At 41.9% G+C, this 23196-nt stretch carries 18 protein-coding genes and 5 pseudogenes; 13 read left to right on the top strand and 10 right to left on the bottom strand.

The features are described from left to right. The 4 genes from MCT08_RS15665 to MCT08_RS15650 are packed head-to-tail and all read right to left on the bottom strand — an operon-like array spanning position 1 to position 2296. Positions 1-1020: an efflux RND transporter periplasmic adaptor subunit gene (locus MCT08_RS15665; RefSeq protein ID WP_053310634.1), complete on the bottom strand. Its 1020-nt coding sequence runs from the start codon at positions 1018-1020 to the stop codon at positions 1-3. Positions 1021-1074: 54 nt separating this feature from the next. Next, the gene (locus MCT08_RS15660) at positions 1075-1533 is read right to left on the bottom strand and encodes a YeeE/YedE family protein (RefSeq protein WP_053310633.1); all 459 of its coding nucleotides are present in this window, start codon (positions 1531-1533) and stop codon (positions 1075-1077) included. A 12-nt stretch (positions 1534-1545) separates the two neighbouring features. Next, positions 1546-1965 (bottom strand): YeeE/YedE family protein, encoded by a 420-nt coding sequence (locus MCT08_RS15655; protein ID WP_168524576.1) that lies wholly within the window; start codon positions 1963-1965, stop codon positions 1546-1548. 19 nt (positions 1966-1984) lie between these two features. Continuing rightward, positions 1985-2296 (bottom strand): ArsR/SmtB family transcription factor, encoded by a 312-nt coding sequence (locus MCT08_RS15650; protein ID WP_053310631.1) that lies wholly within the window; start codon positions 2294-2296, stop codon positions 1985-1987. Positions 2297-2447: 151 nt separating this feature from the next. On the opposite strand from MCT08_RS15650, the gene MCT08_RS15645 reads away from it, so the two are divergent. The 4 genes and pseudogenes from MCT08_RS15645 to MCT08_RS15635 form a co-directional block, all read left to right on the top strand. Continuing rightward, positions 2448-2633 carry a YgaP family membrane protein gene (locus MCT08_RS15645; protein WP_053310630.1) on the top strand — a complete coding sequence of 62 codons (186 nt, stop codon included), beginning with the start codon at positions 2448-2450 and terminating at the stop codon, positions 2631-2633. A 51-nt stretch (positions 2634-2684) separates the two neighbouring features. Further along, a pseudogene (locus MCT08_RS18705) lies at positions 2685-2792 on the top strand (pyridine nucleotide-disulfide oxidoreductase); the annotation flags it as partial. Positions 2793-2872: 80 nt separating this feature from the next. Further along, the gene (locus MCT08_RS15640) at positions 2873-4570 is read left to right on the top strand and encodes an FAD-dependent oxidoreductase (RefSeq protein WP_053310628.1); all 1698 of its coding nucleotides are present in this window, start codon (positions 2873-2875) and stop codon (positions 4568-4570) included. Between the two features lie 507 nt (positions 4571-5077). After that, positions 5078-5221, top strand: a pseudogene (locus MCT08_RS15635) (rhodanese-like domain-containing protein); the annotation flags it as partial. Positions 5222-5372: 151 nt separating this feature from the next. On the opposite strand, the gene MCT08_RS15630 reads toward MCT08_RS15635, so the two are convergent. The 3 genes from MCT08_RS15630 to MCT08_RS15620 all read right to left on the bottom strand — a co-directional run bounded on the left by MCT08_RS15630 (position 5373) and on the right by MCT08_RS15620 (position 9134). After that, positions 5373-6593 (bottom strand): BamA/TamA family outer membrane protein, encoded by a 1221-nt coding sequence (locus MCT08_RS15630; RefSeq protein WP_425609360.1) that lies wholly within the window; start codon positions 6591-6593, stop codon positions 5373-5375. A 172-nt stretch (positions 6594-6765) separates the two neighbouring features. After that, entirely contained in the window at positions 6766-7668 is a 903-nt protein-coding gene (locus MCT08_RS15625; RefSeq protein ID WP_274678827.1) for a LysR family transcriptional regulator, read from the bottom strand. Between the two features lie 281 nt (positions 7669-7949). After that, positions 7950-9134, bottom strand: a complete 1185-nt coding sequence (locus MCT08_RS15620) for a patatin-like phospholipase family protein (RefSeq protein WP_274678826.1) — start codon at positions 9132-9134, stop codon at positions 7950-7952. Positions 9135-9316: 182 nt separating this feature from the next. Here MCT08_RS15620 and MCT08_RS15615 point away from each other — a divergent pair, with 182 nt between their 5' ends. Then, positions 9317-9529, top strand: coding sequence for a hypothetical protein (locus MCT08_RS15615; RefSeq protein ID WP_274678825.1), 213 nt, complete (start codon positions 9317-9319; stop codon positions 9527-9529). 148 nt (positions 9530-9677) lie between these two features. Here MCT08_RS15615 and pdxY read toward each other — a convergent pair whose 3' ends face one another. Next, positions 9678-10535 (bottom strand): pyridoxal kinase PdxY, encoded by an 858-nt coding sequence (pdxY, locus tag MCT08_RS15610; protein WP_274678824.1) that lies wholly within the window; start codon positions 10533-10535, stop codon positions 9678-9680. 209 nt (positions 10536-10744) lie between these two features. Between pdxY and MCT08_RS15605 the strand changes: the two are divergent. From MCT08_RS15605 to MCT08_RS15590, 4 genes and pseudogenes are all read left to right on the top strand, one after another. Next, a pseudogene (locus tag MCT08_RS15605) lies at positions 10745-11044 on the top strand (IS110 family transposase); the annotation flags it as partial. Positions 11045-11401: 357 nt separating this feature from the next. Beyond that, positions 11402-13060 (top strand): hypothetical protein, encoded by a 1659-nt coding sequence (locus MCT08_RS15600; protein WP_274678823.1) that lies wholly within the window; start codon positions 11402-11404, stop codon positions 13058-13060. A 206-nt stretch (positions 13061-13266) separates the two neighbouring features. Then, a complete protein-coding gene (locus tag MCT08_RS15595; RefSeq protein ID WP_274678822.1) occupies positions 13267-15444 on the top strand; it encodes a carboxylesterase family protein in 2178 nt (725 codons plus the stop codon). Positions 15445-15520: 76 nt separating this feature from the next. Further along, a complete protein-coding gene (locus tag MCT08_RS15590; RefSeq protein WP_274678821.1) occupies positions 15521-16975 on the top strand; it encodes a phospholipase D-like domain-containing protein in 1455 nt (484 codons plus the stop codon). 57 nt (positions 16976-17032) lie between these two features. Here the strand turns inward: MCT08_RS15590 and MCT08_RS15585 are convergent, their stop codons facing one another. Further along, entirely contained in the window at positions 17033-18739 is a 1707-nt protein-coding gene (locus MCT08_RS15585; protein WP_274678820.1) for an autotransporter assembly complex protein TamA, read from the bottom strand. Positions 18740-18869: 130 nt separating this feature from the next. On the opposite strand from MCT08_RS15585, the pseudogene MCT08_RS15580 reads away from it, so the two are divergent. Then, a pseudogene (locus tag MCT08_RS15580) lies at positions 18870-19733 on the top strand (hypothetical protein); the annotation flags it as partial. A 279-nt stretch (positions 19734-20012) separates the two neighbouring features. Then, positions 20013-21089 carry a PQQ-dependent sugar dehydrogenase gene (locus MCT08_RS15575; protein ID WP_274678818.1) on the top strand — a complete coding sequence of 359 codons (1077 nt, stop codon included), beginning with the start codon at positions 20013-20015 and terminating at the stop codon, positions 21087-21089. Between the two features lie 10 nt (positions 21090-21099). On the opposite strand, the gene MCT08_RS15570 is transcribed toward MCT08_RS15575, so the two are convergent. Further along, positions 21100-22326, bottom strand: coding sequence for an MFS transporter (locus MCT08_RS15570; RefSeq protein ID WP_274678817.1), 1227 nt, complete (start codon positions 22324-22326; stop codon positions 21100-21102). 112 nt (positions 22327-22438) lie between these two features. Between MCT08_RS15570 and soxR the strand changes: the two genes are divergently transcribed. Both soxR and MCT08_RS15560 read left to right on the top strand, forming a co-directional pair. Next, entirely contained in the window at positions 22439-22897 is a 459-nt protein-coding gene (gene soxR / locus MCT08_RS15565) for a redox-sensitive transcriptional activator SoxR (RefSeq protein WP_053310615.1), read from the top strand. After that, positions 22881-23021 (top strand): annotated as a pseudogene (locus MCT08_RS15560) (AraC family transcriptional regulator); the annotation flags it as partial. The gene soxR and the pseudogene MCT08_RS15560, both read left to right, overlap by 17 nt. Between the last annotated feature and the right edge of the window lie 175 nt (positions 23022-23196).

Raw genomic sequence — 23196 nt, 5'->3', positions numbered from 1 at the left:
TCACTCACCCACTTGTGTAAACGCACGACTTACAACCGTGTCACCTTGTTCCAAGCCAGACAACACTTCGACATATTCACCATAGGTTTGTCCTAAACGTACAGGGTTCAAAATACGTTGTTCATCCACCATGCGATACACCGCACTAAGTTCAGCTCGGCGCAAAACTGCCGAATTCGGCACAAGCATGACATCACGTTGACCGTAGTTAAATTCAGTTTTGACCCACATTCCTGGCATAAGAGTTTCTGCAGAGTTGAATTGCCCTGTTTGTGGTAAATCTAAGCGAATTTTGAAGGTGTGAGATTGAGGATCTGCATAGCTAAACAGGCTAAATTCTGTTGGTGTGATTTTTTCGCCACTAGGCGCGATGACTTGAAATTGGTCAATGGTCGTCACATTAGGTTGATAACGTTGTGGGATCTCGGTTTCTACTCGCAATTTATCCAATGAAAAACCGCTAATCAGTGCCATTCCTGGCGAAACCGTTTCGCCTAACTCAACATGACGTTGAGTCACAACACCGTCATAAGGTGCCGTAATATTGGTGTAGCCTAGTGATTCTTTCGCTTGTGATACGGCAGCTTTTGCCGCTTTCACAGCGGCAGCGCTGCTGCGCGCTTTCGCTTCAGCACCATCCATTTGGTCTTGAGAGATCGCGCCTTTAGGAAAGAGTAAACGATAACGTTTAACCTGAGCTTGGGCTTCTCGGTTTTGTGCTTCAGCGCTGGCTAACTGAGCTTGAGATGCATCTAAAGATGCCGATTGCTGAACCGCACTGATTTCAAGCAGAACCTCACCGCTTTTAACATAGTCGTTTACGTCAACATATAGACCAACAACACGGCCAGACGTTTGCGCTGCCACTGTGCCCTTATTCACAGGCTGAACAACACCGTCAAGTTCAACTCGTTGCGGTAGTCGTTCACTTTTTACTGTGTATAACGCACTAGCATAGGCGCTGATCCCGTAACTACTACTGACTAAGGCAATTAATACACTCCAAGATAGCCTTTTCATCTTTCCCCCTCACTTATCATGACGATTTCATCTGCCTATACCAGTTTAGATACACTAGGCAGTTTGTGTTTGACGTTTTTTACTATTGTTAATACAGATCAATAAATTAGTAGCGCCTAGTCCAACCATCATCGAAGCGAAGAAAATCCAAACGCCACTATTTCCTAATGCTAAACTTGACAGCGCTGGTCCCGGACAAATACCAGCCAATCCCCAACCAATACCAAAGATTGCCGCGCCGGATACTAACTTTGCATCGATATTACGGTTATTCGATAAACAGAATTGTTCAGCATTAACTGGTTTCTGTCTTGGTTTAATGACCAATAAGTACATTGGCATAAAAACTGCAAGCGCTCCGCCCATAACAAACATTAAACTTGGATCCCATGCGCCAGTGATATCTAGAAAACCGACGACTTTTGCTGGGTCTGCCATGCCAGATAACACCATACCTAAACCAAACAACAGGCCCGCCACTAAAGACGTCAATCGAAACAACAGATTGTTCATTTTTACACTCACTTAACTAAGATGAAGACGCACAAACACAGTCATGGCTGCAACCACCATGAAAACACAAGTAGCAACAATAGAGCGAGGAGATAAGCGACCGATGCCACAAATCCCGTGCCCACTTGTGCAACCGTTCCCTAAGCGTGTACCAATACCAACCAGTAACCCTGCCAATACCAGCATGCCACTACCAATCGTAAAGGTTTGAGGTACTTCTGCACTGAAGAAAAGCACACCCAACACACCACCTGAAACCATGCCAAGCGCAAACAATAAACGCCATGCAAAGTCACGCGTTTTGGGCGTCATCAACCCAGTTAAAACACCACTAATTCCTGCTATCTTGCCATTAAATAGCAACATTAATGTGGCTGATATCCCTAGTAAAACACCACCAAACAACGATTCCCAAGGAATGCTAAAAGCCATTATTTTTCCTCTATTCTCACTAATTACAAAATACGGTTTGTAAGCTTTGGATAAGCTGAGCAATGCGCGAATCAGACAACGAATAGAACACCTGTTGTGACTCTTTTCTTGCTTGAATAATGCCGTGCTTACGCATTACGGTTAGATGCTGAGAAAACGCCGACTGGCTCAACGTTGAACTTTGTTGCAACTGCCCAACCCCTACCTCACCATTTATTAATTGGCAAAGCACCATCAAGCGTTCTGGGTGAGCTAGCGTTTTTAGCAGCTCAGACACTTCGATAGCATTGGTTTTCATTTGCTCAATATTGATCGATGTAGCATCCATCATTATTCCTCCGCGATACATTTAAATTAGATGATACTAATAAATGTAATTTAGTCAATGCTTATTTAGTTAATATGAATTTAGACAAATTAACATTAGACTTTTCTAATTTACAGGATTATAGTGATTTCAATTTCCAACGGAGGGTAACAATATGACTATTGAAAATGGCGTACGAGTATTGGCGGGCAGTATGATATTGCTTTCGGTAATTCTCACGATGTTTGTACATCCCAACTTTGTTTGGTTAACCGTATTTGTCGGTGTAAACCTTATCCAAAGCGCTTTTACAGGGATTTGTCCTGCTGTATTTTTCTTGAAGAAGCTTGGCCTAAGTTAAGGGAGGTATATCCCTAAACCAACCTTTTGATTAATTTTTTTGGAGTGAGTTATGACTAAAATTGTGATTATTGCTGGTGGCGCATCAGCAGCTGCCCGTGCCCATCGTCTAAGTCAAGATGCTGAAATCATCATGTTCGAGCGCGGCCCTTATGCATCCTTAGTGAAATAGATAATTGACTACATTTTTTGATTTTTCCTTTTTAATTTATCTATATCATTGATTTTATGGAGATCAGCATGACCAAAATCGTAATTATTGGCGGTGTTGCAGGTGGCGCATCAGCAGCAGCTCGTGCAAGACGTCTTAGTGAAGATGCACAAATCATTATGTTTGAAAGAGGCCCTTTCGTTTCATTCGCTAATTGCGGGTTACCGTACCATATCGGTGGAGACATCAAAGAACGCGGTAATCTTCTACTTCAAACGCCGGAAAGTTTCCTTGCACGTTTTAATGTAGACGTACGTGTGATGAATGAAGTACTTCGTATCAACCGCGATAAGAAAACCATTACGGTTCGTAATCTGTTAGACCAAAGTGAATACACTGAAAGCTACGATTTCCTACTTCTAAGCCCTGGTGCAGGCCCAGTTGTTCCGCCGATCCCAGGTTTAGATAACCCATTGACGCATTCACTGCGCAATATCCCTGATATGGATAAAATTATCCAAACCATTAATACCAACCAAGTTGACCACGCAACTGTTGTGGGTGGTGGTTTTATCGGTTTGGAGATGATGGAAGCGTTCCACCAACTTGGCATTAAAACAACCTTGCTAGAAATGGCAGACCAAGTGATGACGCCAGTAGACCGTGAAATGGCTGGTTTTGCTCACGCAGAAATTCGCGCAAAAGGCATTGATTTACGCCTATCTACAGCACTGAAATCAGTAGAATTTAAGCCAACAACATCATTAGCAAGCATGGATTCTGGTCAGAAAGAACACCAACATATTAATGGCGAACTTGAGTTGACGCTAAGCGATGGTGATACACTCACTACTGATATCCTAATCATGGCGATTGGTGTACGCCCTGAGACTAAATTAGCTTCAGAAGCTGGTCTGCAAATTGGTGAGCTTGGTGGTATTTATACTAACGAATACCTGCAAACCAGCGATCCATCTATCTACGCGGTCGGTGATGCTATCGAAGAGAAAGACTTCGTCACTGGCAAACAAACTATGGTTCCTCTAGCAGGGCCAGCTAACCGTCAAGGTCGTATGGCAGCAGATAACATGCTTGGCCGCAGCGAAACTTACCAAGGTACTCAAGGTACTGCTATTTGTAAGATCTTTGACCTAGCGGTGGCTTCAACAGGTAAGAACGAGAAGCAGCTAAAACGCGAAGGCGTTGAGTACGAAAAAGTGTACGTACACACCGCCAGCCATGCGAGCTACTATCCGGGCGCTGAAGTGGTGTCGTTCAAAATGCTGTTCGATCCAAAATCAGGCAAAATCTTCGGTGCGCAAGCAGTGGGCAAAGACGGCATCGACAAGCGTATCGACGTGATGGCGGTAGCTCAACGTGCAGGCATGACAGTAGAACAACTACAACACCTAGAGCTGACTTACGCGCCACCATACGGAAGTGCGAAAGACGTAATTAACCAAGCGGCATTCGTAGCGAACAACCTAATCAAAGGTGATTCAACAGCAATTCACTTTGATGAAATTGATAACCTAACCGAAGACCAACTGTTGTTAGACGTTCGTAACCCAGGTGAGCTACAAAATGGTTACCTACCAGGTGCAGTTAACATTCCTGTTGACCAACTTCGTCAACGTATGGACGAGCTACCAAAAGACAAAGAGATTGTGATCTACTGTCAGGTAGGTCTGCGCGGAAACGTGGCATACCGTCAGTTAGTGAACAACGGCTATAAAGCACGCAACCTACTTGGTGGTTACCGTACTTACCTGTTTGCGAAAGCTTAATAACATATCGATTTCTATTAGTTAGATATTGGCCAGCACTGAAGTGCTGGCCTTTTTATATTAGAGAGACGACCATAATCTTACGTAATCGCCAGTGAATTAGTTTGTTACTAGTTCTCTTTTATCTCAAACAAATATAAGGTATTTGAATATCAGTCAGATTGAATACCTTGGGGTCAGTCCCACTTTTTGCCTGCCATGAATTCAAGTATTGCGAAAATGGCTATTCAAATCTGGGTAACTAGCAGTGCTGACACGTCTTGTGGGAATTTTTGAGTTATAAAATGCCAAGTGTGGTGAAGCCTTAAACATTTATATGTGGTTAGCTCTTAACTTGCGTCGGTAATTCGTCATAGCTAGGCACATTACCTAAGTTCTTTGACCAGTTTGCACAACTTTTCTCGACATAATTTTATGTTTATAGAATGGTTGAAAAAGTTGCTTGAGGATTAGTAAGGCACCTCAATCAGACATAGCCGAGTGAACAGGGAACACCGCCAGCCATACGAGCTACTAAAAGACAAAGAGATTGTGATCCACTGTCAATTTGAGTTACACGGTAACGTCATTTATCGTCAACTAGTCAACAACGGCTTGAAAGATCGTAATTTGATTGGCGGTTATCGTACTTACAAGTTTGCTAAGATGTAGTGAGTATTCGATAATTTGGAATAGCTAGCAACTTTATGCTGGCTATTTTAATTGATGTGACTTGTAACTGAAGCTGATTAACCCTAGAAAGCCGTATTGCCACAACTAGGGATTTTTCCTGACGATTATTTTTGTCCATTCAATTATTAGTCTAAAAACCACTTCCGACATTGAAGTAAATAGCATCTTCATCTTTACTTCTCGCGTAATCCATACCCATATGTAGACCATATCGTCGAGCAATTTGGTAACGGAAGCCCACGCCTCCGGCCTGTACAGAGTCACTGGTAGCATCATCATGATCATTGATCGCTTTCCCAATACCGTAAAATGCAGAAACCTTCCAGCGATTATCAATGCTGTAGGTAATTTGGCTCTGCACGGTGCTAATTTCGTCACCTTGATAGCGAAAAGAAGAGACACCACGTAACTTAACGTAAGGTTTTGACGTTGGGGTCACTTGCGTATCTTTTTCTTTAAAGTATTGGTAGTTCCCCGCCAAACCTAAGGTCCACTTGGACGCTAATGGAATAAAGCCTTGTCCATCAAAGTTGAAATGATCGTAATTATAATCGCTCCCTAACGCCTCGTCATAAATCATATAGTCAGCGCTTAATTGAAAACCTTTGGTTGGGTAGAACAAGTTATCACGCGTATCGTATTCGGCCAATATTCCTAACCCTGATGAAACGGCTTCTTCACCAAGTGCATACTGTATTATTTTTGACACGGACTCGTTATCTGACTCGACGCTAGATATCGCAGCAACCTGTTTAATGCCCAACATCAGTGGCGTATTCGCAACACGGAACTGCACCTGTTGCATCAAAGCTGCTACCTTTGTTTTAGTCCCATAAGAAAGCGTCTTATCTATAGGACCTATGGTAAATCCAGGAAACCCAGGAAATGCGGGGATTTCAATTTCAGGCGTCGAAATATTTTTATAAATATCGATATTTGCCACCCCAAGGCCACCACCACCAGTATAGCGAATAGAATCACCTTTCCAAGAACGACGGTGCCCACCAAGAGCAAACCAAGTGCCATTTTCCGTACCTAGCGCCCCGACGACACTCATCGCCGCAGGGACAAGCTGTGCACCACCATCAATCGCGGATAATGAAGCTACCTTACGTTGCTGCTTTTCTTCTTCGGTTTCATGAAGAAACAGCCCCACAATACCACCGCCATAACCGACAGCAGGTTCAGTGATAATAATTGGAACAGGTAAAAATCCGACTGCTTTTTCGGCCATGTACTCACCCATGTCAAAACGCTGATCTACAGGATCCGTAAAAGAAATATCACTAGCATAGGACGTAAAAGAACTTAACATGGTAAGAAAAGCGATCGATTTTATTTTCACAGTCATCTCTCTAAAAAAGAGCCGGATGATTAATCCGGCTAAATATTGCGTCCATGCAGGACATAAATATGTAAAACACTATGCTGCAGTAATTATTGACAACAGAGTTATATTAAGCATAAAGAGAGAGAAGTGATAATCGGTTATGTAGGACCAAACCCATCACTGTTGCGCCGCTCTATGAAATGTTGGTTTTATTAACATAGTCATCTAGCACTTTAACAATCGATTTTTTGACTTCTTTCACTTGCTTGGAATGTTGCGACCACAGCGCAACGCCAAACTTAAAGCCTTGTTTCATTTGGGATAGTTGTAGCACTTCAATCTTATCAATTGAATACTCTGATTCTTCCAGCATTTTAGGCAACAGCGACCATCCTAAATCTTCACCTACAAACTTTATGGCCAGAGCAAGCTGATCGATTACTTCATGTTCTGAGCTCAGAACAACTTTCTCGTCGATCCCCTCTTCATAAAAGGTTCTTAAAACAAATTGGCGCGCACTGGACAATTCAGAGAGCGCTTTGTCGGGAGACAAGTGAGAAAAACGACCACCTTTTTTTACGAAGGGGAGAAATTCGACATGTCCTACATATATTCCATCAACACTGTGCATGGCAGTACTATCATGAGAATTGACGATACCAAAGTGGATATCACCAGACTCCATTCCTTGCTTGATTTCCGCTTTTCCTCTAACAAGGAAGTTAACTTTCATTAGTGGGAAATCTTTTGCTAGCTGTATTCTGATATCCGTCAGAACGCGATGAGGGACAAAACTCGGATAGGCAATAGTAATATTTTCTAAACCACCATATGAGAGGCTTAATGCAACTTTGTCCAGTGTACGAGCGCGCTCAATGGTTTGTTTAGCGTAATGGTATAACAATTCACCATCTTCAGTTGGCACCACTGAACGCCCTATACGATCAAATAATGTCACCGCAAGCTGGTCTTCGAGGTTCGTTACCACTTGTCCAATTGTCGTGCGATGTTTATTGAGTTTAACGGCTGCTTTGCTGAACGAAAGTTCATCATATACCGCAACAAAAGCGAGGAGTTGTTCTAGACTAAAATTCATAGCAATTATTACCGAGCGAGTTAGAATCAATGTTCAGTATTAATATTCAATACTTTAGTAGAAGAATCGCTCATATGCACGTTGGCGTCCAGTAAAACTAAACATGCCCGCTAAAATTAGCGGGCATGTTTAGTGAGAACTGCAGTCAGTATAGGTTAATCACATAACCAGAATACTCTGCAGCTTCATAGCTTGTAGCAAAATCTACCTAGATAACACCTTGTTCAGCGATTGGTGTTTGTAACGAAGCCATCTCTTGAGCAAGCTGTGGTATGGCCTTCTTAAAATGGGACATCTTGCGTCCAAGGTGTTAAGCCTTGAGCTTTAAGGTAACCGTATTCGTAAAGTGAGTTCATGTAATTGTGGTCAAACATTTTCTTAGTTGTTTTGGTCGCAGAAACGTCATCAGCGATGTAAGTAAACTGGAGGTCGAAACCTTGTATTTCGCTGTAATACATCATGCGATACAAATCACCCCGACTTTGTAAGGTAGTCATTGATTTAAGAGTTCGACTGAGCAAGTTGACACCTTTATCTTCAACAGTCTCATACGGCATTTTGAACATGCCATTTCTTACTACATGAACCTGAGGCTTCTTCTTTAGACCTAATGCTTGATTAATTTTCTTAAAATCGATATCTACAGCTTGGAGGAACATTTGAGCCGATAACCCTCCGTCCACATGCAATTCTTCTAATTTTTGGCCTTTGTAATTGACATCAATAAACTGCGGTGGAAATACACCAGGAATAGACGAACTTGCTGCGAGTATTTGGTGGATTAAATCCATCTTGTGCTCAGAATCGCTTGCTGCTATCTGACCTAAGTTCCAGATCACTAATTCGTCAGAGTCAAATTGTGTCGTTCCAATCAAGATACGTCGCCCCTTGTCGTGCTCAATGGCAATCTTCTCGATTAGCTCCTCGTCATATACTTTTGCAATATATGACATAAAGCTGTCACCTTTGGATAAAGCATCTTTAAAAATGGCGTTTAAGAAGTTTTTCTTACCGAGCACCATTTTGTCATCCAATCCCAAAATAGTATTTTTCAATTTAGGAATTTCTTCACCACCCACAAAAACAAAAGGTGCCATGAGCGCCCCGGCACTGATACCGGTAACGATAGAGTAGTCATCCAATTTGTCTTGCTCATACAAACCATTTATAAAACCCACACCAAAGGCACCATTGGCACCGCCTCCTGAAAGAACCATTACATTTAATTGATCGCCAGTAACACGGATTGGTGTAGTTTGCGTCTCTTCTGAATAAAAATATTGTGTACCATCGCCCATCCAAGTTCTCATTGGTTCAGCGGTCGGGTTATGTGCTTCAATTGGTAGCTCTACTTGGCGGTAGTTGTCTTGCGTCACTCGCGTTTCAATTTGGTGAGCAGTTGAAGTACAACCTGCAAGTACTGCAACAATAGAAAAAGTCGTTAAAAGCGTCTGAATTTTTTTCATTGTGTCTTCTTAGTTTGTCACCAAAAATGCGGTGAGTTGGTTACTGAATGTACCTATTTTAAGCTGTAGTTTGCAGATACATAACTCACATATGTAGGATTTCGCCCTTCAATCATTGTATAAACCAATAACCTTCACTCGCTATAATTATTCAGGTAAATGTAATATTTAGAAGGCACACTATGATGATGGTTTTGTCTTTCATTGCTACTCTTCTATTAGCAGCATTCATTCAAGTACTTATTCAACAAGAAAGTCATCCCATGACCAGTCAACCAGAGCAACACAAACCAATGGAAAAAGACGACCTTCACCAACGCATTGCATTGGCGAAGCGATTGGGACTTGACGTCGATAAAATACTGGTCGATTTCCCACAAGGATATCAAGGGTAGAAGACAGCCTCAGAACTCATGTTGGAAAGAGTTCCGTCTCACTGTCTGATGGTGTCCAAACAATAGATATGAGGTATCAGCTTAACACAACTGAAGGAAGCGAATATCCGTAGAGCCCAGTACTATATGGCTGGGCTTTCATTTTCGATCAAGCCACTTTTTTCGGTTCAAAATCATGGGTGGGTTCTACGAACTCATATTGGCCTAAAATGGTCTGCAATTCCCACTCACCATTATCTCGTGTGACCTCTAGCACTCCATAAACGGCATTATTGGTATGACGGAATGCGGCTACTGGCGACATACCTTTCACTAGACAAGCGGTAAACACGGAGGTAATTAAATCACCCACGCCAACCGGTGGCTTATCAAATTCAATTTCAGGGCGCTGAACCAAGTAACAAGCTTTCGGCGTGGCAAGCAACGAACTAAATACACCCTCAGATAAGGTGCTCAAATGTTTTACCAGCACAAACCTTGGGCCAAGCTCTATCGCTTTCTTGCACGCCGTAATCGCGTCATAGAGAGAGGTTATATTCACTCCGGTAAATTGGGTTAGTTCAAACTGATTGGGTACGATAACATCCGCGATTGGCATTAAGGTTTGAATCAATTCTTCTGTTACGCCTTCGGGTAAGATGCAGCCTTTATCTGGGTCACCCATAACTGGATCGCAAACATAGAGTGCAGAATGATTGTTCTCTTTCACTCGCTCTACAGCCTCGGCGACAGCATGACATTGCTGCGCGCTGCCTAAGTATCCAGAAATAACCGCTTCGCAATTGGAAAGTTGACCAATATCATCAAGGCCGTTGACAATGGTTGTGATTTCATCAGCATTAAACCTTTGCCCTTTCCAACCCTGTTCATATTGCGTGTGGTTAGAATATTGGACGGTATGAATCGGCCATGTTTCCAGTCCCATTCTCTGAATGGGAAATACAGCAGAACTGTTCCCTGCATGTCCATAAACGACATGACTCTGAATCGAAAGTATACCTTTCATAATTTTGCTCAAATAATATTAACCTCACTAATCATATCGGATTTTTATTTGGTTAAGTACTCGCGAATGTAGGATAGAGTCATCGATAACCGTTTACGTTTAACTGGTATTTTTTCTACTGTTCATCGGCCTTGATGTGATAGACGCACCTTCCTTCTAACATAGTTGTACCAAACTTATGATGCCAATCAATGAGAATAGGAGCAATAAGAGCGATTTGTGAGGCCTTTTCTAGACCTGAGATTTTTCGCTCCCGTAAAATCGGTTGAGCAGCAATACCTTAAAGCGATATGCAGCGTTCGTAAACGTTAGTCGAGAATAGAACTGCACTGGCCAACCAAATCAGAGGACTCGCGGCTGAGTACGGAGTTATTTTCACTCAGTCCATTAAAGCATTACGATGTCATTTACCAATAGCGATTGAAGATGCAGAGAATGAGCTATTTCATGTGATGCAAGATTTTCTGCCAACGCTATACCGTGATTTTGTCAGTATCAGAGAAGAGATAACTACGTCGTTTGTCATGATACCAGTCCTGTTTATTGTTTTAGTGGTAACCCTGTTATTGGTTCATTGTTTAATATGTCTCAAACGACACGCTAACTCTTTACTATCTCACCATTTTTTATTTATCACTGACCTCATCCTAGTTTTGATGGATATTGTCCTCCATAACTGATTATTGGTTTTGCCCTTCCCTACTTAAAATAAATCCATCAGCCAAGCCAATGTGAAATTCAAACTCACATTTAAACGCTAAATAGAAACTTATTCATTAATAAAAATGTGGGACAAGGTGTCCAGCGATAAATTAACAGCCGAGTTTTCATAGTATTGAAAATCTTATACTGGAAATGACTTAGACATGATTTTTACTAAAACACCAAAAATGGCGACACTGTCACTTATTGCTAGTTCTATGTTGCTGGCAACGTCACCTGTTGTTTCTGCCGAAGAGCAGACTCAAACTCTAACCACGTATTCTGAAATCAGTACCCATGGTAAAAAAGTATTTGAGCAATATGGTATTGATCATGACCTACCTAAACTTGCTCTGAGTTCGCTTATGCAAGGCGATCACCTCGTGGAGCACGCTTACCGAAAAGTAACTATCGGTGAAGACGTTCAAGAGTCATCCGTATATCTGATTAAAAATACCGATACCAAAGGCAATATCGATCTACGTATGAAGTACGACCCGAATCATCTGGATAAACACGAAGATTTGATCGAGCAGATTGAAACCTTCACACGTAACGAATACCGCCTAAGAAACTATTCTGAGGCGTATGACTCATCAAGTGTTGAAGCCAAAGATGACGGAAAAGGCAATGTTGAGATCAGCTTTGACTACTCTAAATACGGTTTGCCACAAGACATTGCTTACTTCCGCTTTATGACCGTCAAAATCTTTTTGGTAGACGGCGAGCCTAAAAACATGCTGATCACCAACAAAAAGCCGTTCAATTTTAATGGCAATAATATTGAATCTTATAAACAAGAGATCACCTTTAGCACCTTGGAATCAGGTAAGGTCATTATCGGCACCAAACAAACACAACTGCTTGGCACACATAAAAAGAAACCGCTTGAGATCATCACCAAGATAGAACCAGTGGCCTTTTATGATGAAGGTATGAACGTACAGGTTATAGACGAAGAGAAACTTCAAGAAGTCTCTGATCCGCGTATGCATGAAGAAAGTGTCGAACTTAACCGCGTCTTCCCACTAATGGGGGACATGGTCCGCCGCCAAGGTATTGATTTACCACTACCATTTGGCATTTCTGTCGCCTACCGTGGTCAAGACATGAATATCCCAATGACCGACTACCTCATCCAAGGGGTGCGTTTGAATGATTTGTTCGACCCTGAGGATAGTATTGCTGACGTCTACGCAGAAAGTGTGAGCATTCGTGGTGATGTTAACATTTTGCCATTTTGGAATGTGTTCGGCTTTATCGGTAAAGTGAACGTCGATGCCAACGTTGACGCCGCTTATACTGGCGCGGCAGGCGAATACCTACAAGACAAGTTGAACGACAAACTGCCTGGTCTTGGGGATAAGTTGTGCGATGGTTTGTCCGCCCTATGTAACCGTGGGCGCTTAAACGTGCCATTACATCTAGAATATGACTTACGTGGTGTCGGTACTACCTTATCGGTCGGTTATAAAGAATTTTTTGCGTCGGTGACAGGCTCATTTGCGCAAACGCGCATTAAAGGTGGCCAAGAATGGGGGGATGGAATTCTTACCGTTCAGCCGATGTTGGGTTATCAATTAGTTGACTATCGTGCCCAAATTTTTGTTGGCGCAGAATACCAAGACTTAGACAATCGTTTGGATGGCCGTGTGATTACCGGTGATATCCAGTTTGATTATGACGTCGGTGTTGATGTTGACCCGTGGGCCTATTTGATTGGTTTTAACAAGCAAATTGGCAAAAACTACAATTTCACTGGCCTGTATAACACTGGTAGCACTCGAAGTGCCTTCACGCTTAACTTTGGATATCGATTCTAATCCGTTGTGATAGACAGACTCTCCTACAAGAATCACCTACGGGCTGCTCTTGTAGGAGAGCGTCCTCTTTATGCGATTACATCGATATAATAAATAGCTTTAAGATACATCCCATCAGCGAAATAAATATATCAAGCAATACTTCAGGATGAAACTAGCGTACGGAGCCGCTTGTTTGATAACAACAAACAACTGTGGACATGACAATGCAAATCACTAAACGCTCAATACTTGCAATCTCTATTGCAGCTTTACTTTCTGCCTGTGGCAGCGATGACTCTGGAAACTCTGGTGCACCAGTGAAACCTGAACCATTAAAGCCTCAACCAGCCCAAACGGTTGATGTTGCAGTTGGCAATGCCAATGTTAAAGCAATGAAAGAATCTCTAGTTATCACAACCGCTGAAGGTGAAGAAAAGCTTGGCTCTGTTGAATCTTTCAAAGGCATCACCTTTGCTGAGGCCGCGCGGTTTGATCACAGTAATACCGTTGATTTTTCAGGTGATATTGATGCGACTCAATTTGGTGATGCTTGCCCACAAATCAAAGCAACGACTCAAGCACAGAGCGAAGACTGTTTAAACCTAAACATCTGGCGTCCTGAAGGCACCGTTCAAGGTGAAGACCTGCCTGTTTATGTATTTATCCACGGTGGTGATTTCGAGTACGGCTCAGGTGCAAACCCGATGATCCACGGTGACAAAGTGGTGGCGCAAGGCGCAGACGAAGGCAACAAATTTATTGCGGTCACTTTTAACTACCGTTTAGGTCTATTAGGTACTCGTTGGGTTAAAGGTAAAAAAGTCAACGGTAACTATGGCCTTGGTGACCAAGAATCCCTATTAAAATGGGTGCAAGACAACATTCAAGATTTTGGTGGTAACGCTGGTAACGTCACCCTGATGGGCCAAGGTTCCGGTGCCATGTCTATCGAGCTTCTACAACAGAAAGTTGCAATGGGTGAACTAGAAGCTAGCACTTTTCATCGTGCCATCATGCAAAGTGTTCCTTATGGGTTCGAGTACCCTAGTTACAACGCACGAAAAGCACGTTATGACAATTTAGATTTAGGCAACCTTCCAGCCTCTGGTACCGAGGAAGAGCTAAAAGAATCATTAAAAGAAATTTTGAAAGTACAAAAGGAAAAGCTTCATTCTCCAATTGCGACCATTGAAAGTTGGTTATTGACTAATATGGGGGGAGTACTACAACAGATTTGTAGTGCCCCTGATTTACCAGACCTAATAAAGTATACATGTTCCATTCTAGGTATTAGTTCTGACAATAATGTTGGCATTGAAGAAATTCATACAGATATTGAAACTGAAGATTTAATTAATTACCTCCTTGATAAAAAAGACTATATATTAAATGCAGGTAAAACACCTAATTCAGTATTTATGCCTTTCGCTCCATATTTAGAATGTGCAACAACACCAATCTTGGGCTCTTGTATAACGGACAAAGAGCAACCAGCTCTAAGCAAGTTCCAAGTTCCAACCGTATTAGGTGTTAATGCTGAAGAGTCAAACACAACGGCAATGCTACCAAGTTTGACGTTTTTAGTTCCGATGATCTTAAAAAATCTTCCAGAGCCTATCGATCTAGAAAGCCCGGAAGAAATATTAACTGGTATGTTGTCGCTATTTGCTGACGCGTCAAATAAGCAGCAGCTTGAAGACGCTATCAACTCAACCTTGATTGAAATAGCAGAAGCAGGAGAAGAACCAACCCTCGACCTAACAGCATATGGAACCGTCACGCAGCTATTCTTAGGTTTAGGCAATATTGAACAAAACTCGCAGCTATTGGGCTTAACCGACTTTTACGCTAACAATGAAGGTGATATTGGTGGTGCAATCGCTAACATGAAACAATTTAAGGCAATGATCAATGATTTGTTCTTTACTGGCCCTGCGAGACTTAAAGCATCAAACAGTAATTATAACGACACTACTTTTTACTATTTTGATCACTCTCCAAGCTTCAATATTTGGACATATAATACAGGCCAAAATGGTGAAACAAATTACTTTGACCTGTTGAAATCTATTAGTTGTATTAGCGGTGCATGTAACGGTTCTGAACTTCCATTTGTGTTTAACAAAGCAGTTAAAATGGATGGTACAGAGGTTCATCCAAGCTCATCAGATAAACAACTAATGAACGAAATGTCTCGTCTATGGTTTAGTGATGAGCTGTTTAATAATTATCAGTACAATGCATCAACTGATTCTGTATTAGTAATTGATCAAGATGGTCAAATAAAGACCCAAGAAGACTGGGACATGTTAAACAACGAAGCTATTGACCCTAAACTAAGAAACGGCCGCTTACAAGGGCTAGAAAATATGGGTTTGATTGGTCATTACCTAATACCTTAACTCGTTATAGCAATCCCTAAAGGCCAGTTCGCTGGCCTTTTTTATAACTACCCTTTTTAAATCCTACGAGAGTCCCATGTTTAACAAAACACTTCGTACCTTATGTGTCCTATTGTGTGTCGCATTTGTCGCAGGATGCGCACAGCCTTACCCCAAAGTAGAACCAGACTTTGAATCAGATTGGCAGGCGCAAAGCTATCATGCAGAAGTTGCCCTGCTCGCGAGTGCACCAGAGGCTTTTGCCAGACGTATCCAATTGGTTCGCAACGCAAAATCATCGATTGATATGACGTATTTCGACTGGGAGAAAGACACCTTAGGCATCTTGCTGTTAAGCGAAATCAAATTTGCCGCCAACCGCGGCGTAAAAGTAAGGCTCACCCTTGATGACCTTATGGTATTCAACGAAAAGTGGCTTGCCGAACTCGATAGCCACGAAAATATTGAAATCCGTATATTCAACCCGTTTGATTCTCGAAAAATAGGGTGGCTTGGCCGTGCGATTAACTTTGCCTCGAATCAAGACAGATTAGACAACCGCTTACATGAGAAATATTTTAATGTTGACCATACGAACATGATTTTAGGTGGGCGGAATATTGGTAGCGATTATTTCGGTTACAACAAAAAAGCAAATTTCTTTGATTTGGACGTACTATTCCAAGGTGATGTCATCAAAGCCTTTGATGCCAACTACAACTATACGTGGAACAGTAAGCATGTGACCCCTATCCAAGAACTTATCAAAGTCGATGAGAATCATCGTTATGCTGACTTCTACAAAGCAATGGCAAAGGCAAACAAAGGCAATAAACTGGTCATCCAAGATATCTATGATCAAGTCGCCAAATTGAAACAGCCTGACTTAATTAGTGCTGAGGTTACTCCCGTCTTCGACTCGTTAAAAAAACTCGAAAACAACAAGCCTTATTTTCGTACGCGAGCCGAGCGAACCATCAAAGCTGAGTTGAATGCCGCTAAAAATGTGATCATTTCAACCCCGTATATGGTGCCGACGCAAGGTAAGTTCTCTGTAATAGAACAGCTCGAAAAGCAAGGGACAGAGGTGACTATACTCACCAACTCTTCGGCATCGAATGACTCTGGGTTTATTCCAGCGTATTACCAAAAGCATCGCATCACACTATTAAATAAAGGTGTTGACCTGTACGAATATAAAGATACGGCCCACAACGAAGATCATTTTTATCATGGTGATACTTTTTATCATAACAAGGCGCTAATCTTTGACGACAGGCTAAGCTTTATTGGATCTTCCAACTTTGACCCCAGATCAGACTTTTTAAATCTGGAGTTTGGATTGTTTATCCGCAGTGACGCTTTTGCCAAACACTTGCAAGAGTATCTACTGGGAGACAAAGACTTGTTCTGGAAAGTGACACTGGATGAACAAGGTGAGCCTCTATGGTCATCCCCTAGTGAAACTTCCGTTGATAACCCTAACTATGGTGCTGAACACGAGTTTATCGATTGGATTTTTAGGAAAATGGACGCTGAGTTCGAGCTGTAACCGACAACAAAAAAGGGCTTAACCATTGGTTAAGCCCTTTTTTAATACAATTTTAAGTTAGAACTGAGTCCCAATTGAGAAATGGATTCGAAACTCATCGCCCTCAGGTGCATCTAATCCGTAAGCAAAATCAACTTTCATTGGTACGTACTTGGAATTCCAAATTAAGCTCAAGCCTGTTCCACGCTTCAAGGCAATATCGTCGTTAAACGCATCACCAATATCATAGAACGCGCCCAGCCAAACTTGTTGATAAACCTGATACTGATATTCAAAACCAGCGGCAAACATATAACGAGCCCCTGTTAACGCACCATTTTCATCTCGTGGTGAGATCGACTCATAATCATACCCACGTAAATTCTCGTCACCACCAGCAAAAAAACGAAGCGACGAGGGAACATCTTCAAGTGAATTAACAATATTAATGCCGACATTTGAACGAAAATGAAATTTTTGCTTCTCGCTTATATCCCAAGATAACACGCTGTTCCCTTCAAAATGAAGCAACCGAGAATCTGAAAGTAAGTAAGGCTCTGAGTATTCTAAAGAATAAATATGCCTATGATTCAATTCCAGTTGATCATTTTTACGCTCAAGCTGAGAAAAAGTGATACCTGGCATTAGCAATTGTGACTGACTATCTTCCGATGCCTGTTGATATTGCTCTCGTAAATACCTCACATGCATCGTACTTTGCCAGTCACGCTCTAACTGCCAGTGCTTTTCGAACGTAAGTTTATTGGTAAAACTCGCTGTATCTCTATAATCGACACGCGTAGATTCAAACTGAATACCGTAGTAATCCGTTAGAACGTTTTTGGTCGGTATTTTGTAACCCATCAAAAGCGATTGTTCAGGTTGAGAGAGCGATGCTTCCGCATTCAAACTATGCCCACGACTGTTATACCAGGGCTTAGTCCATTTAAGTGATGCTCTAGGACCTAAGTCTGTCTTATAACCACCACCAACTTGGACTATGTTTCGCGAATTAGGGACTGTCGACACTTCGATAGGCACTTGGTTGTCTTCGGTTTTTTGATCAAAATTGCCTTTTACCGCGACACTGCGAAACCAGTTAGTCTGTGAAAGGTTAGATTGGTATTCGCCCAGTTTGATGGAATTAAATCCGTCCCCTTTAGCAAATGGACTTAAAGCTTCAATACGATCGTTTTCTATAACCGAGCTCACCACAGAAACTTCGCCAAAGTGATAACGAACACCACTATCAAAATGCACCTTTACATTCGCTTGGTTCATGCTTGGGATAACTTCTATCACTGACTTCACAAAATGACCTTCTAAATAGCCTTTTTGTTGTGCAAGGGACAATAAGTTTCGCTTCAATGAATCGTAGTCTGAATGAGAAAGGGGCTGCCCTTGTTGAAGCTTGGCGGCATCAGTCAAATTAATAAAATCTTGATCTTGGGCTGCTTCTCCCGTGATCAAGATGCTAGAGCTCGAGATAAGCGTTACTGGACCAACGTCCACATCAATGGACACCTGTTCATCTGCACTTTTAGATACATTAAACTTGGGGTGATAATAGCCGTATGGGTTTAGTGCATCATTAACTAACTTTCTGAGTTGCCCTTGAGAAATGTTCTTAGCAGAGGTTTCAGACAATGGCGAGAGATAGTATTCGAGGTTTTTCTCTAGTGGTTTAGCCAACCCTTGAATCGTAAATTCCGCTGCAAAAACATTGCAAACCGGGAGCGACGCACAGATGGATATACCCACTATTTTTTTTACCAAAGAAGCCATATGTCTGTTTGCATTAATCTTACACTTCAATAGTCTATTGCGGTGATGGGAATCAAGTTAATCGTATATGCAGGACGGTACCCTCCCTATGTGACTAGTCACCGATGCTAAGAGGCACAATGTGCTGTACAAAAATACCGAGCTCTATGAGTTAGCGCAGAAAATGATGCCAGCTATCAAAAAATCGTATCAAGAGACCAAAGACATTCAAAAAGAGAACCCAACAGCCCAGCAAGCTTATGTTGATTATTACTGGGAACATTGGGATTACTCTAAAAAAACGGAAATTAATAAGTGGTACAAAGTTAAAACAGTGATGACCGCTGAAAAGCTTATTGTTATCGAACATGAAGTTTCAGCAGACCTAAATACAGAACTGGTTTTAAATAAATATATTGAGCGTAATAGCCAGAAGAAAAATGGTTTGGAGTATGACAAAGAAGCTTGGTTCTCATTGCAAAATGATGGAATGCAATATTCGTGTTTTGTTCAGGAAACAATTAAGCAACAGGTACAACCCAACTCACTGACCATCTTTGGTGTGGAGAACCGTAATTCGTCTCAGCAGCCGGATTGGGAAAGTTGCTCACGTCAAAATATAGGTGCTGGATTCATGCAAACCTTGACGTCAGATGTTGTAAGTGACTACAAAGGTCAGTCTCCCCTGGTACAAGCAAGCTTTAATTTTGAGAATAACACTCCACACCCAGAGTGGGTTGATCTAGGAGATTCATTGGACAGTGTCTCTCGCAGCGACTTTGATGTGCTAAACTACTTATCGGTAGATTTTAATGATAATAGCGCCTATGGTTCTGATAGTTGGGCTAGACATCAGTATGCGTACATTGAAAATACTCCGTTTGATTATACTCAAACGATAACGTCTAAATACTCTAAAGGTCAATGGACTAAAGGCTATTACTACCAGAATGGAACAAATTTGCTTGAGTGTTCAGATGATGGGGTGAATTGGTCAAAAGATACTTGTAAGTAAGGCTGAAGAAGTCGTTATTTAATAACTCTAAATACCTTTATACAATAAAAAATCCAGTGCCTATAAGACGCTGGATTTTTAGTTTTGGTTGATCGCTATTTGACTTTAGTTTATCGAAATCAACTAAGCGATAAAAATGAATTTTACAACGGCAATGCTCAGCACTAGTCGATGTAGTTCATATCGAATATTTTACATTTATACACAACTGATGCCCTGCCATTAGCCGAATTTGATGCTAATTTGTAGATACAGGCATACTTCAGATCGGAAAGAACCATGAGAACAGTTGTCACAACACTACTTATTTGTCTATCCCTCTCAACCTTAGCGGCAGAATACCGAGCTCAAGAAGTGGCTAATGGATTCCAGATCCCTTGGGGAATTGAGTTTCTTGACGACCAACACGCTGTTGTGACAGAGAAAAATGGCACGGTTTCGTTGCTCGATGTTGCGTCTGGAAAAAAAGAAATGCTCCATCGCGTCTCAGATGTTAACACTAGCGGCCAAGGTGGGTTACTTGATGTTGCACTCTCACCTAATACAGACGCACAAAATCCGAAACTTTTCTTCACTTATACTAAACGCACCGACAAAGGTAATACTGTTGCATTAGCCACCGCAACACTACAAAACAATGCTCTGCTCGGCTGGAAAGATCTATTTGTTGCTGACGCGATAACTGATACTGGCCGGCACTATGGAAGCCGAATTGCGTTTGTCGACGACAAGGTTTACTTCACCATTGGTGACCGAGGCGATCGCGACAACGGACAAAATATCCAAACACATGCGGGGGCTATTTTGCGCCTTAATCTCGATGGTTCTGTTCCTCAAGATAACCCTTTTCAATCAGCCCAAGCCAAACCTGAAATCTGGAGCTACGGTCATCGAAACCCTCAAGGTCTCTTTTATGACAAAGCAACCAAACAACTATGGTCTATCGAGCACGGACCTCGTGGGGGTGACGAGATCAACCTGATTAAGAAAGGCGCAAATTACGGGTGGGCAAGAGTCTCTCACGGTAAAGAATATTGGGGACCACTGGATGTCGGTGAAGCCGAATCTCTACCGAACATGGAAGATCCAAAACTGGTGTTCATTCCCTCTATCGCACCAAGTAACATGGTGTTGTATCGTGGTGAAAAGTACCCAGAATTGAATGGTAAAATATTAGCGGGTGCACTGAAATTAGCACACATTAATGTGGTATCGATTAAAGACGGTAAGCTGACAGAATCAGATCGGTTGCTGAAAAACCTTAGCGAACGTGTAAGAGACATCACTATCAGCCCCGATGGTTATATTTACTTTTCAACCGATAGTGGAAAAATCTTCCGTCTCCAACCTCAGTAACCAAACTAATTTATGAGCCTACGCTCGGTTGAATAATCGTCCTCGTTGTAAGCTCTGGCCCTTTGTTCAGGCGTATCATAATCAAGACCGCCATAACCATAACACCGGCTGCAAGCAAAAAACCGAGTTGCGTTATGCCGAAATGACTTAAAAAGGCGATGGCGACATAACTGATACTTTGAGCTAAGGTCGCAAACATTTGTAGCCCTCCGTCTGCTCGGCCACGTTGATCAATACTAATACTGTGATGCATCCAGTTTGTACGAGCAACACGGTTTAAGGCGTTAAATGTGCCAAAGAAGAACGTAAACATCAGTAGTAGTTGCGGAGAAAATGATAAACTCATGCCAATGAGCATGATAGCGACTAGCCCCATTGAGCCAATCATAATAACTCGATGAGAGCCTAAACCTAATAACCTTCCGACAAACAGACCAGTCACTAATGAACCCATTCCAAAGGCAATGTTATAACCCGCAAACCACTCACCCGAGATGCCTATTTCTGAAAACCAAATAGGCACTAACTTAGTGAGAAAAGTGAGTATTGGGTAGCTCAACGCCGAGAGCATTAAAAAAGCATAAAAATGTGGTCGCTGCGTGAATATCTCTCTACTCGCCTTCATTTGCGCCATAAAAGAGACCGACATTGACTGACGTAATTGTCGGCGATAAGGTGTCAATATATAACTAACACTCGCGATTGCAGAAGCTATCGCAGCGAAACACGAGAATTCAAACATCCCCCATATTTCTAGTAGCACAACACCCAACGCCCCTGCCCCCAAAGTCGTTCCCTGCATGATGACCTCTTGTTTTCCAGAAATCGAAGCATATTCGTGTTGATAAAAATTCTCTTGGGTAAAAGCATTATTGGTTGACCAAGCTAAATTGCTAGAAGTCCAAAACACCATCTGGGCTGCGGCGAGTAACCAATGAGATTGATATCCAAATCCATAAGTCAAAGCGACTAATGCGGCAGTACTTGCTTGTAATAATTGAACCAATATCAGCAGTCGCTTTCTCGAACAACGATCAATCAAGGTTGAGAAAAATGGTGTCAGAATAAAGGAAAGACCTGTGCAAGCTAAAGCAACCATAGCAACAAAAGAACCCATATTAGGCGTAGATAGCATGATCCAAGGTAGTGCCATCATAAATAGCCCTGAGGAGATGCCATCAAAAAAGCGTCCGGCCAGATAAAATTGTGTGGGAGTTTTTATTACATTCAATTCCATATTTGTATTCCATCGATTGCCAATTTGATGCTACGTTAATGCCTCAAGTTAACTTTAGGTAAAGCGCTTTTTCATTTTATTAGGGACAAAGCTCGGTCGATTGGAGAAAAATATGGAAATGACGGTTGGTGAAGTCGCTCAAAGAGCTGGTGTTAAAGTTTCCACCTTACATTTTTATGAACAGAAAGGGCTTATCTATAGTTGGCGTAATCAAGGCAACCAACGTCGCTATCATCGAAATGTGTTGCGCAGAATTGCGGTGATCAAAGCCGCGCAAATGGTTGGTCTTACCTTAGAAGAAATAGCAGACTCGTTGGCTAATTTACCAAAACATCAGGCACCAAGTCGTCAGCAGTGGGAAAAAATGGCCTCAAATTGGAGCGCTATGCTTGAGCATCGTATTCGGCAGCTCAAGGCACTACAAAATGATCTCGGAGGTTGTATTGGCTGCGGTTGCTTATCCATGGAATCATGCGCTATCTACAACCCGCAAGATATTCGAGCAGAAACCTTTGCCGGCAAAACCCTAATCACACACCCTGAAGAATGGTCTGGCGACGTTGATACGTAAATTGAAACAGGAAGGAACACAATACCGAGAGCTATTGTCTAAAGTACGGATGAACCATGCACTAAATTTTGGCTTAACACCAAGTGCTTATATGAAGACGATAATCAACCCACCACGAACATAAATGTTATAGTGAGTTATTTTCAATTACACACATTTTTATATTGATCACTAAAAACTAAAAACTAAAAACTAAAAGCAGGAATAATCACTTGACTGATACTGAAATCAACAAACAAATAGACCTGCTTATTCTCTATTTAATTAGGATAAATAGTTTAACCTTCGTAAATAACAAT

It is taken from the genome of Vibrio aestuarianus (genome assembly GCF_028858425.1).
Lineage (GTDB): Bacteria > Pseudomonadota > Gammaproteobacteria > Enterobacterales > Vibrionaceae > Vibrio > Vibrio aestuarianus.
The sequence above is the reverse complement of the archived record's forward strand: the minus strand, read 5'-3'. Positions and strand labels throughout refer to the sequence as shown.